Source organism: Dermacoccus sp. Tok2021, assembly GCF_019895135.1.
Taxonomy (GTDB): Bacteria; Actinomycetota; Actinomycetes; order Actinomycetales; family Dermatophilaceae; genus Dermacoccus; species Dermacoccus abyssi.
The window spans coordinates 42,703-57,097 of sequence record NZ_JAGTHU010000021.1 but is presented as its reverse complement, the minus strand read 5'-3'; the positions used below and the strand labels follow the sequence as shown (position 1 = coordinate 57,097).

General features: G+C 69.7%; 14 protein-coding genes and 3 tRNA genes. 7 read left to right on the top strand and 10 right to left on the bottom strand.

The window, feature by feature from the left end; all coding sequences use genetic code 11:
• Positions 1-62 precede the first annotated feature (62 nt).
• Positions 63-2,594 carry a hypothetical protein gene (locus K9D12_RS12040; protein ID WP_223060339.1) on the bottom strand — a complete coding sequence of 844 codons (2,532 nt, stop codon included), beginning with the start codon at positions 2,592-2,594 and terminating at the stop codon, positions 63-65.
• Between the two features lie 146 nt (positions 2,595-2,740).
• Here K9D12_RS12040 and K9D12_RS12035 point away from each other — a divergent pair, with 146 nt between their 5' ends.
• The 3 genes from K9D12_RS12035 (at position 2,741) to purM (ending at position 5,868) form a co-directional block, all read left to right on the top strand.
• The gene (locus K9D12_RS12035) at positions 2,741-3,034 is read left to right on the top strand and encodes a hypothetical protein (protein ID WP_193643396.1); all 294 of its coding nucleotides are present in this window, start codon (positions 2,741-2,743) and stop codon (positions 3,032-3,034) included.
• A 91-nt stretch (positions 3,035-3,125) separates the two neighbouring features.
• Positions 3,126-4,721, top strand: a complete 1,596-nt coding sequence (gene purF, locus K9D12_RS12030) for an amidophosphoribosyltransferase (RefSeq protein ID WP_223060338.1) — start codon at positions 3,126-3,128, stop codon at positions 4,719-4,721.
• Positions 4,722-4,755: 34 nt separating this feature from the next.
• Positions 4,756-5,868: a phosphoribosylformylglycinamidine cyclo-ligase gene (gene purM, locus K9D12_RS12025; RefSeq protein ID WP_223060337.1), complete on the top strand. Its 1,113-nt coding sequence runs from the start codon at positions 4,756-4,758 to the stop codon at positions 5,866-5,868.
• Positions 5,869-6,026: 158 nt separating this feature from the next.
• Here the strand turns inward: purM and K9D12_RS12020 are convergent, their stop codons facing one another.
• A complete protein-coding gene (locus tag K9D12_RS12020; RefSeq protein ID WP_047312377.1) occupies positions 6,027-6,230 on the bottom strand; it encodes a DUF3073 domain-containing protein in 204 nt (67 codons plus the stop codon).
• A gap of 222 nt (positions 6,231-6,452) precedes the next feature.
• On the bottom strand, positions 6,453-7,058 hold the full coding sequence (locus K9D12_RS12015) for a copper resistance CopC family protein (protein ID WP_223060336.1): 606 nt from the start codon (positions 7,056-7,058) through the stop codon (positions 6,453-6,455).
• Positions 7,059-7,116: 58 nt separating this feature from the next.
• Here K9D12_RS12015 and K9D12_RS12010 point away from each other — a divergent pair, with 58 nt between their 5' ends.
• A complete protein-coding gene (locus K9D12_RS12010; RefSeq protein ID WP_223060335.1) occupies positions 7,117-7,761 on the top strand; it encodes a YigZ family protein in 645 nt (214 codons plus the stop codon).
• Between the two features lie 90 nt (positions 7,762-7,851).
• A complete protein-coding gene (locus K9D12_RS12005) occupies positions 7,852-9,162 on the top strand; it encodes an aspartate aminotransferase family protein (protein ID WP_129665122.1) in 1,311 nt (436 codons plus the stop codon).
• A 161-nt stretch (positions 9,163-9,323) separates the two neighbouring features.
• Here the strand turns inward: K9D12_RS12005 and K9D12_RS12000 are convergent.
• The 4 genes from K9D12_RS12000 to K9D12_RS11985 all read right to left on the bottom strand — a co-directional run bounded on the left by K9D12_RS12000 (position 9,324) and on the right by K9D12_RS11985 (position 10,747).
• A tRNA-Phe gene (locus K9D12_RS12000) sits at positions 9,324-9,396 on the bottom strand.
• 13 nt (positions 9,397-9,409) lie between these two features.
• Positions 9,410-9,486 (bottom strand) — tRNA-Asp (locus K9D12_RS11995).
• A gap of 22 nt (positions 9,487-9,508) precedes the next feature.
• A tRNA-Glu gene (locus K9D12_RS11990) sits at positions 9,509-9,584 on the bottom strand.
• A gap of 116 nt (positions 9,585-9,700) precedes the next feature.
• On the bottom strand, positions 9,701-10,747 hold the full coding sequence (locus tag K9D12_RS11985; RefSeq protein WP_223060334.1) for a PHP domain-containing protein: 1,047 nt from the start codon (positions 10,745-10,747) through the stop codon (positions 9,701-9,703).
• A gap of 86 nt (positions 10,748-10,833) precedes the next feature.
• Here K9D12_RS11985 and K9D12_RS11980 point away from each other — a divergent pair, with 86 nt between their 5' ends.
• A complete protein-coding gene (locus K9D12_RS11980; protein WP_187037357.1) occupies positions 10,834-11,292 on the top strand; it encodes a hypothetical protein in 459 nt (152 codons plus the stop codon).
• Here K9D12_RS11980 and K9D12_RS11975 read toward each other — a convergent pair.
• The gene (locus tag K9D12_RS11975; RefSeq protein ID WP_118913423.1) at positions 11,230-11,862 is read right to left on the bottom strand and encodes a hypothetical protein; all 633 of its coding nucleotides are present in this window, start codon (positions 11,860-11,862) and stop codon (positions 11,230-11,232) included. The genes K9D12_RS11980 and K9D12_RS11975 overlap by 63 nt on opposite strands.
• 37 nt (positions 11,863-11,899) lie before the next feature.
• A complete protein-coding gene (locus K9D12_RS11970) occupies positions 11,900-13,102 on the bottom strand; it encodes an MFS transporter (protein ID WP_370633506.1) in 1,203 nt (400 codons plus the stop codon).
• A 145-nt stretch (positions 13,103-13,247) separates the two neighbouring features.
• On the opposite strand from K9D12_RS11970, the gene K9D12_RS11965 reads away from it, so the two are divergent.
• Positions 13,248-13,655, top strand: coding sequence for an NUDIX hydrolase (locus K9D12_RS11965; protein ID WP_223060333.1), 408 nt, complete (start codon positions 13,248-13,250; stop codon positions 13,653-13,655).
• A gap of 147 nt (positions 13,656-13,802) precedes the next feature.
• Here K9D12_RS11965 and K9D12_RS11960 read toward each other — a convergent pair whose 3' ends face one another.
• Positions 13,803-14,387, bottom strand: a complete 585-nt coding sequence (locus K9D12_RS11960; RefSeq protein ID WP_223060332.1) for a hypothetical protein — start codon at positions 14,385-14,387, stop codon at positions 13,803-13,805.
• Positions 14,388-14,395 lie beyond the last annotated feature (8 nt).

Below are 14,395 nucleotides of genomic sequence, written 5' to 3'. Positions count from 1 at the left end.
GCCCCACACCCCCCCCCCCCCCCCCCCCCGCGGGGGGGGGGCGGCGTCGTTCGTGCGTCGGGTCAGCGTTTCGAGGCGTCCCAGTGGCGGAACATCGCAGCCTTCGCGGCGTCCTCGCTCGTGAACCACACCTCGGCTTCTGTCTGCTCGTAACCCGGGCTGTCGGGCGTGTGGAACAGCATCGAGTCGGCGTTGCCCTTGATCGTGAACTCGGGCGACGGCGCGGAGCCGTCCTCGTTCGGTTCGGCCGAACCCGGGCCGAACGGGCCGTCCTGCTGGCCCGCCGAGCTCGCGTGGTCGGGCTCGCCGTCGTTCGAGTCACCCTCGTCCGTGCCGGCCACGAACGTCTGCTCCTCGGACTCCGACTGCGACGACGAAGCCTCGTCGGTGGCGCTCGCCGAGCGGCTCTGCGAATCGTCCGAGACGTCGGCGGAGGCGGAGAACTCGTCGCTGCTCGTCTCCTGGACCTCGCCGATCTTGGCGGGGGCCGCGTCCTCCGGCGTCGTCGGGGCAACACCGCTGTCCTCGACGACGGCATTGTCGGAGGCGGAGAACTCGTCGTCCTCACGCTCGAGCTCGACGTCGTCGGCCGACGGCTCCCCGGTGGCACCGGCGACAGCCGCGGCTCCGGTGCTCTCGGAAACGGGCGCGTCGGTCGTCTCCGCCTTCGGAACCGGGCCGCTGTCGAGCTGGTCGAGCGGCAGGGGCTCGGTGCCCCAGTCGTCGCCACCCGAGCTCGCGGGTGCCGCCGCAGCGGCCGGAGCCGATGCGGAGTCTGCGGAGTCGGAGCTCGCCGGCGCCTGCGTCGACTCGGTCGAGTCCTCGGACTCACTCTCGGACGCCGCAGCATCCGGTGCACCTGCGGCGTCCGATGCGGGAGCCTCGTCCTCGACGGCATCCCTGGAGGCGTTGGCAGCTGCGTCGCCCGCGACGGTGTCGTCGGCTGCCGCGCCCTGCGAGGACGTCTCCGGGGAGGCAGCTTCCGTGTCATCCGACGTCGCGTCGCTCGACGGCTGCTCCGACGCCTCAGCGGGCGACTCGGCCGGCTCGGACTGCGCCGCGGGAGCGTTGTCGAGGTCGGCCAGGGCCGGGGGCTCGGTGTTCCAGTCGTCCCCACCCGAACCACCGGAGCTCGCAGCGGCGGCAGTGGCCGCCGTGGCCGTCGCAGCAGCCGCAGCCGGCGCGACGCTGCTCTTCTCGCCCTCGGACTTCTCGGTCGTTTCCTCAGCGTCGGACTCGTCGCTCGAAGCGGGCTTCGTCTCCTCCGCTGTGGCCTCCTCAGCGGGAGCCTTCGAGTCGGACTCAGCCGACTCGGACGGTGCTTCGCTCGTCGACTGCGTCGAGGTCTCGGCGGACGACGCAGCGGGAGCGCTGTCGAGGTCCTCCAGAGCAGGAGGCTCGGTGGCCCAGTCGTCGCCGCTCGAGCTGGCCGGCGCAGCGGCAGCCGGCTTCTCGTTCGCCACTGACGACTCCGGGGCCTCTCTGGTCTCGGCCTTCGGAGCCTCGGCGTCACTCGGCTCGGCGGGCTTCGTCGCAGCCTTCTCGTCGTTCGCCGACGCGGCCGGAGCGCTGTCGAGGTCCTCGAGAGCCGGCGGCTCGGCGGCCCAGTCGTCGCCACCCGAGCTCGCGGCGGCGGCAGGCGCGGCAGCGGGCTCCGTGTCGGTAGCCGCCTCCGAGGAAGCCTGCGTCTCCGTGGGCTTGTCCTCGCTCTTCGCTTCGGCAGGGGCCGAGTCGTCGAGAGCCGGGGGCTCCGCATCCCAGTCGTCGCCGGACGCGGCGGGCGCGGGAACGGCCTTCGTGTCAGCAGCGGCCGAGTCGTCGAGGGCCGGGGGCTCGGCATCCCAGTCGTCGCCTGACGAAGCGGCGGCAGGAGCAGCCTCGGCCTTGCTCTCGGACTTCGGCTCGGCAGCCGACGAGTCGTCGAGAGCCGGGGGAGCAGCGTCCCAGTCGTCGCCGGAGGACGCAGCCGGAGCGGCTTCGGTCTCGGCGGGCTTGCTCTCGGTCTTCGCGGACGCGTCGTCCACGGCCGGGGGCTCGGCGTCCCAGTCGTCGCCCGACGAGGCGGCAGGAGCCTCGTTCTTCGCTGCGGTGTCCTTGTCGGTAGCCTTGGCCGAGTCGTCGACGGCGGGCGGGGCTGCGTCCCAGTCGTCGCCGGCAGCAGCCTGCGCGTCGTCGTTCTTCTCGGTGTTGGCCACCGGGGCCGGAGCGGCGTCCCAGTCGTCGGAGCCGGAAGCGTTGTCGTCCTTCGAGGAGGCGGCAGCAGCCGCACCCGCGGCACCGGCAGCGCCGGCCGCGGCGGCGGTCTTGCCCTTGCCGTCCTGCTTCTTCGCGTCCTTGCCGGAGATCTCGTCGACCTCGGCCTTCGCAGGCTCGGCCCTGTCGGCGTCCTGCTCGGCCTTCGAACCGGCCGTCTCGATCTCGTCGGACTCCCCGTCCGTTGCCTCGAGGGTCTCCGGCTCCTCCTCGGAGCCGATCTTGTTCTTGCCGCTCACGCCGTGGATGCCGACAGAGCCACCCTTCTTCGGGTCGCGCATCAGCAGCCATGCGATACCCGCCAAGGCGAGGAGCACGACGAGGAGGATCAGCCACTTCATGGTTCGTCCCATCGATGATTGAGCAATGACATACCTACCGGCACCTTACCGCCGGGTCACTTCGCGTGGCTGGCTCCTCGGCGCAGCCGTTTCCTGGGCGTGACGCGGCTGCAGCGCCCGTGCGCCGCGTTGCTACCGTTGGCATCGTGAGATCACGCAACGCGAAGAAGCCCGCCGCCGTCGCCGACCAGCGTCCGGTGCAGGGCGAGGACGGTATCCCGCTCGCACGGGTGAGCCGTTCGCCGCGCATCCTGCCGTTCGTCCTCACGGGCCTTGTGTTGGGTGTCGTCGTCGGTCTCGTCATCGCCATTGCCGGCGGTGAGGGCGGCAACTACACGGAGGGTTCCACCCTCGGTTACTTCGCCCTCCTCTTCGGTGGCATCGGCGCCCTCCTCGGTGGGGTCGGCTTCGCCCTCGCCGACAAGCGCGCCCAGCGCTGACGGCAACGGCGCCCCGAACCTCCGAAGGCCTGAGACCGCCGTCTCAGACGCTCGTCCGCACCGGGTAGCCGGCGCGTGAAACAATGACGCGGTGACACGCGGTGACGGAAAACTCACGCACGATCTCCTCCCCGGCGAGAAGGGGCCGCAGGACGCCTGTGGCGTCTTCGGCGTCTGGGCCCCCGGCGAGGACGTCGCGAAGCTGACCTACTACGGGCTGTACGCCCTGCAGCACCGCGGGCAGGAGTCCGCGGGCATCGCCACGAGCGACGGGCGAAGCATCCTCGTCTACAAGGACATGGGCCTCGTCTCCCAGGTATTCGACGAGACGAACCTCGCCTCCCTCAAGGGCCACCTCGCCATCGGTCACTGCCGGTATTCGACGACCGGCGGTTCGACGTGGGAGAACGCCCAGCCGACGCTCGGTGACACGGCCAAGGGCACGGTCGCGCTCGCGCACAACGGCAACCTCATCAACTCCGCCGAACTGCGCGAGACGCTCGAGGACATCCACGGCGAGCTGGGCAACACCCAGGGCGAACTGCGTCGCGGCAACACCACCGACACGGCCCTCGTGACGACGCTGCTCGGCTCGCACCCCGAACTCTCCCTCGAGGAGACCGCGCTCAAGGTGCTCCCGCAGCTGCGTGGTGCGTTCTGCTTCACCTTCATCGACGAGAACACGCTGTACGCCGCGCGCGACCCCCAGGGCATCCGCCCGCTCGTCATCGGTCGCCTCGACCGCGGCTGGGTCGTCGCGAGCGAGACGGCCGCGCTCGACATCGTGGGCGCCAGCTTCGTGCGCGAGGTCAACCCCGGCGAGATGATCGCCATCGACTCCGACGGCCTGCGTTCGACGATGTTCGCCAAGCCCGAGCCGAAGGGCTGCGTATTCGAGTACGTCTACCTCGCCCGCCCCGACACGACGATCAGCGGCCGTGAGGTCTACGAGAGCCGCGTCGAGATGGGCCGTCAGCTGGCCCGCGAGTTCCCCGTGGACGCCGACATGGTCATGCCGACGCCCGAATCCGGCACGCCGGCGGCCATCGGCTACGCCGAGGAATCCGGCATCCCCTACGGCATGGGCCTCGTGAAGAACGCCTACGTCGGGCGCACCTTCATCGCGCCGAGCCAGACGATCCGTCAGCTCGGCATCCGCCTCAAGCTCAACCCGCTCAAGCCGATCATCAAGGGCAAGCGCCTCGTCGTCGTCGACGACTCGATCGTGCGCGGCAACACCCAGCGTGCGCTCGTGCGGATGCTGCGCGAAGCCGGTGCCCTGGAGGTGCACGTGCGCATCTCCAGCCCGCCCGTGCGCTGGCCCTGCTTCTACGGCATCGACTTCGCCACGCGTGCCGAGCTCATCGCGAACGGTGCCAACGTCGAGGAGATCTGCACGTCGATCGGTGCCGACTCCCTCGGCTACATCAGCCCCGAGGGCATGATGGCGGCCACCCAGCAGGAGCCGGAGAACCTGTGCTCCGCGTGCTTCACCGGCGAATACCCGGTCGAGCTGCCGTCGTCCGACCGCCTCGGCAAGAACATGCTGGAACTGCAGCTTCCCGTCGAGTTCGCCGGGGCCGACCCCACCGACGTCGGCACGGCCGACCTCGCCCGCACCAACCCCGACGGCGTCTCGCCGCTGGCCGGTGGCGGCGCGGTCGACCCGTCCCGCATCTCGCACTGACCGCCGACACGCCCCCACGAAGGACGAACGACACATGACGCAGAACGAGGCCATCACCTACGCCGGAGCCGGTGTGGACGTCGAAGCCGGTGACAAGGCCGTCGAGCTCATGAAGGAGTCGGTCAAGCGTGCGCAGCGCCCCGAGGTCCTCGGCGGCCTGGGCGGGTTCGCCGGGCTGTTCGACGCCTCGGTGCTCGGCGGAATGATGCACCCGATCCTCGCGACGTCGACCGACGGTGTGGGCACGAAGGTGGCCATCGCGCAGGCACTCGACAAGCACGACACGATCGGGTTCGACCTCGTCGGCATGGTCGTCGACGACATCGTCGTGTGCGGCGCGGAACCGCTCTACATGACCGACTACATCGCCACCGGCAAGGTCGTTCCCGAACGCATCGCCGCGATCGTCTCCGGCATCGCTGCCGCGTGCCGCCAGGCCAATGTCGCTCTCATCGGCGGCGAGACGGCCGAACACCCGGGCCTGCTCGCCGAGGACGAGTACGACGTCGCGGGCGCCGCCACCGGCGTCGTCGACAAGAAGGACCTCATCCTGCCCGAGTCCGTGCGTGAGGGTGACGTCGTTCTGGGCCTCGCCTCGAGCGGTATCCACTCCAACGGGTACTCGCTCGTGCGCAAGGTCTTCTCCAGCGCCGGTTGGGGCTACGACAAGAACGTCGAGGAGTTCGGCCGCACGCTGGGGGAGGAGCTGCTCGAACCGACGCGCGTGTACGCCGCCGACCTCCTGCGCCTCATCCGCACGGACGGCGTCGACATCCACGCCCTCTCCCACGTCACGGGCGGTGGGCTCGCGGCCAACGTGGCGCGCGTCCTGCCCAAGGGCATGGGTGCACGCATCGAGCGTGCGACGTGGACGCCGCCCGCGGTCTTCGACGTCGTCCAGCGCGTCGGCAACGTGCCGCAGAGCGACCTCGAGCGCACGCTCAACATGGGTGTCGGCTTCGTGGCCGTGCTGCCCGCGGAGCAGGCCGCCACGGCCGTCGAGGTCTGTGAAGAGATGAACCTGCCGGCGTGGCGCATGGGCGAGATCGTCGCCACCGATCGCCTCGACGCCGCCGAAGCCGAGGTGGTTTCCGGCGCCAAGGGCGTCGACGCGGGCGCCTGTCAGATCGTCGGCGACTACGCCTGAGCTTGTCGCGGCCGACGCCGACCTGCCGCTTCCACCGAGGGGCGAAAGCGGACGGCGTCGGACGTGACGAGGGCATGACGAATGCCTCCGACCCCGAAGGGTGGGAGGCATTCGTTCACATCAACTCAGATGCGGGTTGAGCTACGAGAGGTGGACGCTCAACGGTCGCCCGACGCCCACGTGTCGTACTCGTCGTACTCGTCGCCGTCGTTCACTCGGTCAGCCGACGAGTCTCGAGCGTCCGACGTGCTGCGCGAAGCGCGCAGTTCACGCTCCAGCGCCCTCAGGTCGGTGTCCGGAGTCGAGTACTTGAGCTCGCGAGCAACCTTGGTCTGCTTGGCTTTGGCCCGGCCGCGCCCCATGGCGAGACCCCCTCTGTGTTTGCCAGGGCGGCCCCCATCGGTCCATGCACGCGGCATCGACCTCAGGAGGAGGGCCCTGGGGATCCTAAGTTTCTGTCGTGGGGGTAACGCTACCTCAGAACAGGGCCGGAACGCCCATCGGGTCGCCCGTCTAGGACGCGCTCTGACCGCGTCAGCCCGGCGCTGACGCGGTGGTTCGCCCTGCGCGAACGCGCCGGTGGGTCAGCGGGGGTCGTCCTTGGTGCGCTTGCGCATGACGAGGAACGTTCCCGCGACCGCCGCAGCAGCCGCCACGGTGCCTCCGATGACGAACAGCGGCATGTTGTCGCCGGGCTCGTCCGTGGTCGGGGTCGACGGGCCCTTCACCGTCGACGAGGACGCGGGGGAGCTGGGGTCGACGGGCTTGAGGGTGCCCGGCGCCTCGGAGCCGTTGGAGGCGCCCGTCGACGTGGAGGAGTTCGCCGCGCCCTTGAGCGTGAACGAGTACGAACCGCTGATGGGGTGACCGTCGGAGGAGGTGACCCGCCACGTCACGGCGTACGTGCCGTTGCCGGTCGGCTCGAACGGCACCGTCACGCGCTGGCCGTCCGCCTTCGGCGTCCCCTGCTTGGTCTTGCCGTCCGGCCCCTTGACGGCGACCTGGCTGCCCACGTCGAGCACCGGCGCACTGAACGTCAGTGTCAGCCGCTGCGGAGCCGACGTGACGGTGGTGCCGGCGGCGGGCTGAGCCCCCGTGAGGGAGTCGTGCGCGGACGCGGCGGGGGCGCTCGCGAGAGCGATGAGCGCTGCGGCGCCGGGGATGAGGGCGCGAGAGGTACGTGCGGTCATGCCCCCATTGTGGCGCGGCGGCGCAGAGTATGGGCTTCCGGGCCTAGTGTTGCGTGTCATGGTGGAGCGCTACACGACGATCGCCCGCGCCGTGCAGGCCGAGATCGAGGCCAAGAGGTCACGTTTCCTGTGCGACCTCGTGCCGGTGGCGAGCGAGGACGAGGCTCGTGCCGTCGTCGAGAGGGCTCGCAAGGAGCACTGGGACGCCCGCCACCACTGCAGCGCGTTCGTGCTCGGGCCGGCCGCCGCCATTCGGCGCTCCAACGATGACGGTGAGCCCTCAGGCACGGCAGGTACCCCGATGCTCGACGTGCTCACCGGCGCCGACCTGACGGACGTCGTCGTCGTCGTCACCCGGTGGTTCGGCGGCACGTTGCTCGGCACGGGCGGCCTCGTGAGGGCCTACTCCGACGCCGTGCGGGCGGCGCTCGACGAGGCGCGTCTCGTCCACTACGAGCGGCAGGTGCGACTGACCTGCCAGGTGACTCTCGCGGACGTCGGGCGCGTGGAGAACGCGCTGCGCGCAGCGGGTTTCGTCGTCGCCGACGTCGACTACGCCACGCACGCGGCGGCCGGGCGCGCCGGCCTGGAGGTCGCTGCACCGTTGGATGCGCTGGGGCGCGCCGACGCGGCTCTGGCGGAACTCACGTCCGGCGAGGCGGCGTTCGAGCGGGTCGGGCAGACCTGGGCGGCGAAGGGCTGACCAGCGGTCCGCCCGCCCGCGCGCACACCCGAGGGAAGTGCAGGTGAGACGAGGGTGGCGCCTGGCGTCGGCGTGGGAGAAGGTGAAGGCATGAGCACGCCCAAGCTGAGCACCCAAGAAACGTACGATCTCGACCGCGCGCACGTGTTCCACTCGTGGTCCGCGCAGGGATCCCTCGACCCGATGGTCGTCACGCGCGCGCAGGGGACGCGCCTGTGGGACGGCGACGACAACGAGTACCTCGACTTCACCGGCCAACTCGTCTTCACGAACATCGGCCACCAGCATCCGCGCGTGGTCGAGGCGATCCAGGAGCAGGCGGCCACGCTGTGCACCATTGGCCCGAGCAACGCCAACGACCGTCGTTCGCAGCTCGCGTCGATGATCTCCGACCTGCTGCCCGACAACCTCAACAAGGTCTTCTTCACCAACGGTGGCACCGAGGCCAACGAGCACGCCGTGCGCATGGCCCGCGAGTTCACCGGTCGGCGCAAGCTGCTGTCGGCCTACCGCAGCTACCACGGGGCGACGGCGCAGTCGATCCACCTCACCGGTGAGCAACGCCGCTTCGCCAACGACAAGGGCGCGAGCGAGGTCGTGCACTTCTTCGGGCCGTTCCTCTACCGCAGCGAGTTCTTCGCCGAGAGCCCCGAGCAGGAGTGCGAGCGTGCCCTCGCCCACCTCGAGCGCACCATCCAGATGGAATCGCCCGACGCGTTCGCGGCCCTCGTGCTCGAGCCCGTCATCGGTTCGGCGGGCATCATTCCGCCGCCCGCCGGCTACCTCGAGGGCGTGCGCGAGATCTGTGACCGCTACGGCATCGTCTTCATCGCCGACGAGGTCATGGCCGGCTTCGGCCGCACCGGCAAGTGGTTCGGCCACCAGCACGCCGACGTCGTGCCCGACCTCATCACGTTCGCCAAGGGCGTCAACTCCGGTTACGTGCCGCTCGGCGGCGTCGTCATCAGCGACGCCATTGCCGGGCACTTCGACGAGCGCGCCTACCCGGGCGGCCTGACGTACTCCGGTCACCCGCTCGCCTGCGCTGCCGGCGTCGAGACGATCACCACGATGAAGGACGAGGGCATCGTCGACAACGCCCGCCGCATCGGCGAGGACGTGCTCGGCCCGGGGCTGGCAAAGCTCGCCGAGACTCACGACATCGTGGGTGACGCTCGTGGCGTGGGGGTCTTCTGGGCCCTGGAGCTCGTCGAGGACGCGGAGACGAAGAAACCCGCCACGGAGGCTGCCGCCACGGTGGCTGCCGCCGCGAAGAAGAACGGCCTGCTCGTCATCGCTGCGGGCAACCGCCTGCACATCGTGCCGCCGTGCACCGTGAGCGACGAGGAGATCTCGACGGCGCTTTCGATTCTCGACGAGGCGCTCGGCTCGCTGAGCTGACGCTCGCTCGATGGTTCTGCGCCGTCTCGTGCCCTTCGGGGTGCGGGGCGGCGCAGTTCGTCGTCCCGGGGGAGCGTCGAGCGTGGAGAGGCCGTCGGGCAAGACCTTGGAGACACGGAGAAGCCCCCGAGTGTGAACTCGGGGGCTTCCTCGGTGGAGCGTGGCCAGAGACGGGGTCGAACCGCCGACCTAGCGATTTTCAGTCGCTCGCTCTACCAACTGAGCTATCTGGCCCTTGGGAAAGGGATGGCGACCCCGACGGGACTCGAACCCGCGACCTCCGCCGTGACAGGGCGGCGCGCTAACCAACTGCGCTACGGGGCCTTGAAATAAGGCCGATTTGTGCTGGTATCCCCAACGGGATTCGAACCCGTGCCGCTGCCGTGAAAGGGCAGTGTCCTAGGCCGCTAGACGATGGGGACATGCGCAAATCATCGAGCTTTGCTTTGCGATCTTCACCTCTCGGCGCCGCTCGAACTTGCGTAACTTTAGTACACGTCTCGGGGGCATTGCAAAACGGCCCGATCTACCCGGAATCTCAGGGAATCTCCTTGCGAGCGAACGCCCGGACGCGGTCGGCCGGCCACGTCGTGATGACCCGTTCCAGGGGCACGTCGAGCCGCTCGATGCGTTCGGCACCATAGGCGAGGAAGTCGAGCTGGCCGGGGGCGTGGGCGTCGGAGTCGAGCGAGAAGTAGCACCCGGCGTCGAGAGCCTCACGGATGAGGTCGTCCGGCGGGTCGCAGCGTTCGGGGCGCGCGTTGATCTCGACGGCGACACGGTGCTCGGCGCACGCCGCAAAGACCGCCTTCGAATCGAACGTCGACGGCGGCCTCGTGCCGCGCTCGCCCTCCACGAGGCGGCCCGTGCAGTGCCCGAGGATCGTCGTCGCGGGGTTCTCGATCGCCCCGAGCATCCGCTTCGTCATAGCTGCCGGGCCGGAGCGCAGCTTGGAGTGCACGGACGCGACACGAACGTCGAGCTTGGCGAGTATCTCGTCGCTCTGGTCGAGGCTGCCGTCGTCCTTGATGTCCACCTCGATGCCCTTGAGCAGTTCGAAGTCGGTTCCGGTGGAGGCCACAGCGTCGTTGAGGGCTTCGATGACGCCGAGCTGCTTCGTGAGGCGTTCGGCCGACAGGCCGTTCGCCACGCGCAGCGAGGGCGAGTGGTCGGTGAGCACGAGGTACTCGCGTCCGAGGCCGATGGCGGCCATGACCATCTCGTCGATGGGGGAGCCACCGTCACTCCAGTCGGAGTGGCTGTGGCAATCGCCCCGCACGGCATTCATGACGTCCTGCCCGCCCTCGACGAGGAACTCCGGGCTCGACTCCTCCAAGGTGGCGAGGTACTCGGGCGTCTCGCCGTCGAGTGCCTGCGTGATGACGGCGAGCGTCGTCTTGCCGATACCGGAAACGTCGCCGAGCGTGCCCGCGGCGTGTCGGGCGCGCACCTCGTCGTCCGACAGCTTCGCGAGGGCGCGTGAAGCCCCTCGGAAGGCCTTGACGCGGTACGTTCCGGCGCGTCGGCGCTCGAGGAGGAAGGCGATGCGATCGAGCGCCTCACGGGGGGTGGGCACGGTGTCCATGCGAGTGAGCCTACGTGGAAGCCCCCACCGGGTCGTCTGCCTCGGCGCGGACGGGCCACTCACGCTCGGGCAGGCACAATGGGTGCGTGAGATCGTGGTCGCTCGTCATCGTCATCGTCGTGCTCTGCGCGCTCGTCGTGTACCTGCGCAGCAAGATGCGCGAGGGCGTGACCCGCTGGGCTGCCGAGCGCCTCGGCGGGGGAGCAGCACGCGCTCGCGCGAAGGCACTGCTGTGGTACGGATCGGCCACCGCGGCCGCGCTCGCTCTCCTCGTGGGCGGATACCTGGCGGCGCGCGCCGGAGGCTCCGTGGCGTACCTGCGGTTCGTTGCCGCGTTCCTCGTCTTCGTGCTCTTCGTTCCGGTGGCGACGCTCGGCGCGCCGAAGCTCACCAAGTGGCAGAAGAACTTCGGGCGACGCCTGCACGAGGCAGGCGCCGCCCGAGATGCCGCAGAGGCGTTCGCGCGCGTGGCGCGAGTCTTCTCAGTGGTCGGTGTTCTGTGCGGCGTCGGCGCCGTTCTCCTGGTCGCTCACCACACGCCGTGACGGGTCGCCCGCCTCGATCTGGGTGGACTGCGACGTGGAGCGCTGCTCGTTCGAACCGAGCGGGTTCGCGAGCGTCGACTCGAGGGCGGGCTTCGGCATGGCCTTCTCCTGAAGCTTCGCCGTCGAGTTCTGGATCGCCTTCGTCACCCACGGCCCGGCGAGGCTGACGACGGCCGCGCCGGCCGCCATCCACAGGCGCGGGTTACGCACGCCGCGCTTGACGAGCATCTTCTCGACGGTCTTGTCGACGCGCAGCGCGAGGCCCGACGTCACGAGCGCCATGCCGGCCGACGAGGCCGAGACGAGGTTGGCGCCTGCGCGCGAGGCGGGGCGGCCGTCGACGAGGTTGATCGTGTCGTCGGTCTTGCCGGCGATCTGGGATCGCGCCGGGCGACGGTCACCCGCGACGGCGGCACCTACGGCCGTCAGGGTGTTCGACATCGCGAGGCCGCGACGCACCCAGCGGGGGAAGCGGGCGGGCCGGATGTAGGTCGTCGCCGCAGCGGTGAGAGCCGTGACGGCGGCTTGGCCGAACTGGGATTCGAGTGCGGGCACGGAGAATCGAGGCATGGTGTCAGCCTAGTTCGCGCGAGTGCCCGCGCAAGCGTCAGTTGGCGTGCGTCGTGCGCGAGAGGAGGCGCCTCGCCCCGACGGCGAGGACGAAGGCGAACGTGGTGGCGGCGAGCGTCACCTTGAACGCGGGGGCAACGCCGCCTTCGTCGACGAGGCGGCCGGCGAGGGCGGCGCCCGTCGCGTAACCGAGACCGGTGGCGCCGGCGAGCAGCGTCATCGCCGTAGCTGTGCGCGAACGGTGCGTGATGAGTTCGCCGAGCGTGAACGTCGTGATCATGTACGGCGCGATGGCGAAACCGAGGATGACGAGCTCTGCGGCGAGCAGCGTGAGGTTGTCGACGGCGAGCAGCGGCAGGGAGAGAACCCACATCGCTGTGGCGAACAGGAGCAGACGCTTGGGGTGGTTCGGCGCCTTCGTCAGGCGGCCGAGGGCGATTCCGGCGCTCACCGAACCGATGCCGAGCAGCGCGTGGAACAGACCCGAGCTCTCGGGGTGCCCGGCGAGTTGCGTGAGCAGCGTCGTGCCCGTCTGGATCGAGCCGAACAGGTTGCCGATGAAGAACTGCGCGGCTACGAGGACGGTGAACGCCGCGGTCCACAGCGGTGCCTTCGACGTGCCGACGGGCGTCGGCGCGAAGCGGCTGCTCGGGTGGCGGGCGAACTGGATGCCAAAGAGGCCGAGTAGCACGGCGGCGGCGAGGAGAGGCGCCCACGTGCCGAGAGCTGCCGCGGCGGCGCCGACGAGCACCGGTCCGACGACGAAGGACGCCTCGTCGGCTGCACCCTCGTAGGAGAAAGCGGTGCCGACGAGCCGGTCGTCGGCCTTGCGACCCACGATGATGGGGCGCCACCGCACACGGGCCAACTGGCCGACCTGCGGCAGGACGAACCCGGTGAGGGCAGCGACGACGGCAGTGGCGACCCAGTGAAGGTCGAAGTAGCGAGTGGCCACGGTGGCGAACAGGCCGATCGTGCCCGCCACGCACTGGAACATGAGGACGCGCGACTGGCCGTGACGGTCGGTGAGCGACCCGAACCAAGGGGCGCCGACCGCGTTGCAGACGGCGAGCGCGCCCGCGCAGATTCCGGCCTGGGTGTAGGACTTCGTCGTCGTCGCGACGAGCAGCAGCGTGCCGAGCTGGGACATGGCCAGGGGCAGGCGTGCGATGAAGGCGACGACGATGTAGCGGTACCCGGTCAGCCCGAATAGCCCTGAATAACCCACTGCCGTACTCACCGCGCAAGTGTACGGGCGCGGACGACGGGGGCCATCACCGTCGGGTTGCGTGACGTGTGAGCGTCGGCCCGTTCTGTGACCGGCGCAGCTCACGTAGTGGGCCAACGCTCACAGGGTGGGCCGGGGTGCGGGATACGGTCGAAGGGTGAGTGCCGGAGTGAGAATCGCTGTCGTGGGGCTGGTGGCCCACGACCGCGTGCTTCTCGTGCATCGCCATCCGAGTCGCCAAAACTTCCCCGACCTTTGGGATCTGCCGGGTGGTCACGTCGAGGACGGCGAGGACTGGTCGGACGCTGCTGCGCGCGAGTGCCTCGAAGAACTCGGGGTAGGGGTGAAGAACCTGCTGCAGGTTCCTGTCGAACTCGCCATTCCTGGGGTGGACGCACGGGCATTCGTCACCAGCTGTTGGTCGGGTTCTCCCGCGAATCTCGAGCCTGACGAGCACGATGACCTGGGGTGGTTCACCGCGGAGGAACTCGTCGGGCTGACGATGGTCCACCCCTCGACGCGTGCCGCCGTCGAAGGAGCGCTCGAGTTGGGGATCAGCTGCTGAGCTTCGCAACTCGCACGATGGCGAATCCGAACCGCGCTCCCCGTTACGTCGCGCCAGAAGGGGTGGTTTCTTCCCTTCTTGCGTCGAAACGGCGGCCTTGGGCACAGGAAGGGAAGAAATCGTCCCTTCGCGTGCGGACGTTCTCGGTCAGCGCGGCGAACCCCACTGAGCGCCGAGACCACGCTGCTGGTTCGGAGGCGGTGCGTAGGCACCCTGGTGCGGCGGAACGTCGTTTCGCTGGGGTGGGTAGGTCGGCCCGCCGTGCGCGGCATCCCACGCCTGACGCTGCTCGGGCGTCTCCCAGCCGCGCTCCTCCGGAGTGCCCTGCGACATAGCTGGGTGACCGATGTTCGGCGGCACGGGGCTCGCGTTGATCTGCTCGACGTAGCGCTTCGCCGCGCCCCATCCGGCGATGGACTCGTCGTGACGACGGTCGTCCACCGTCACCCGGACCGGCACGCGCGCTCCGCCGAGGCTGCGCACGAGCAACACCGGCAGCGCGAAGATCCACTGCAGCAGGCACTCCGCGAGGAAGAACGGCAGGATGAGCAGCGCTGGCACGAGCCAGGGCAGCACGAGTATGAACATGAAGCAGCCAATTGCGGCCGAGATCGGGTCGTCGCCGCCACCGTGATTGTCCGTCGGCACACGGTCCCACAGCCTCGCGTTGACAGCGCGCGTTCGGCTGCGCCACGGCAGCCACAGCCGGCGTGCCTTGTGCCTCTGAGCCACGTCGTCCC

Excerpts from the sequence above, each read along its gene's own strand:
- K9D12_RS12040 (WP_223060339.1), bottom strand. The coding sequence starts at position 2,594 with ATGAAGTGGCTGATCCTCCTCGTCGTGCTCCTCGCCTTGGCGGGTATC.
- purM (WP_223060337.1), top strand. The coding sequence starts at position 4,756 with ATGACGCAGAACGAGGCCATCACCTACGCCGGAGCCGGTGTGGACGTC.
- K9D12_RS12020 (WP_047312377.1), bottom strand. The coding sequence starts at position 6,230 with ATGGGGCGCGGCCGGGCCAAAGCCAAGCAGACCAAGGTTGCTCGCGAG.
- K9D12_RS12015 (WP_223060336.1), bottom strand. The coding sequence starts at position 7,058 with ATGACCGCACGTACCTCTCGCGCCCTCATCCCCGGCGCCGCAGCGCTC.
- K9D12_RS12010 (WP_223060335.1), top strand. The coding sequence starts at position 7,117 with ATGGTGGAGCGCTACACGACGATCGCCCGCGCCGTGCAGGCCGAGATC.
- K9D12_RS12005 (WP_129665122.1), top strand. The coding sequence starts at position 7,852 with ATGAGCACGCCCAAGCTGAGCACCCAAGAAACGTACGATCTCGACCGC.
- K9D12_RS11985 (WP_223060334.1), bottom strand. The coding sequence starts at position 10,747 with ATGGACACCGTGCCCACCCCCCGTGAGGCGCTCGATCGCATCGCCTTC.
- K9D12_RS11975 (WP_118913423.1), bottom strand. The coding sequence starts at position 11,862 with ATGCCTCGATTCTCCGTGCCCGCACTCGAATCCCAGTTCGGCCAAGCC.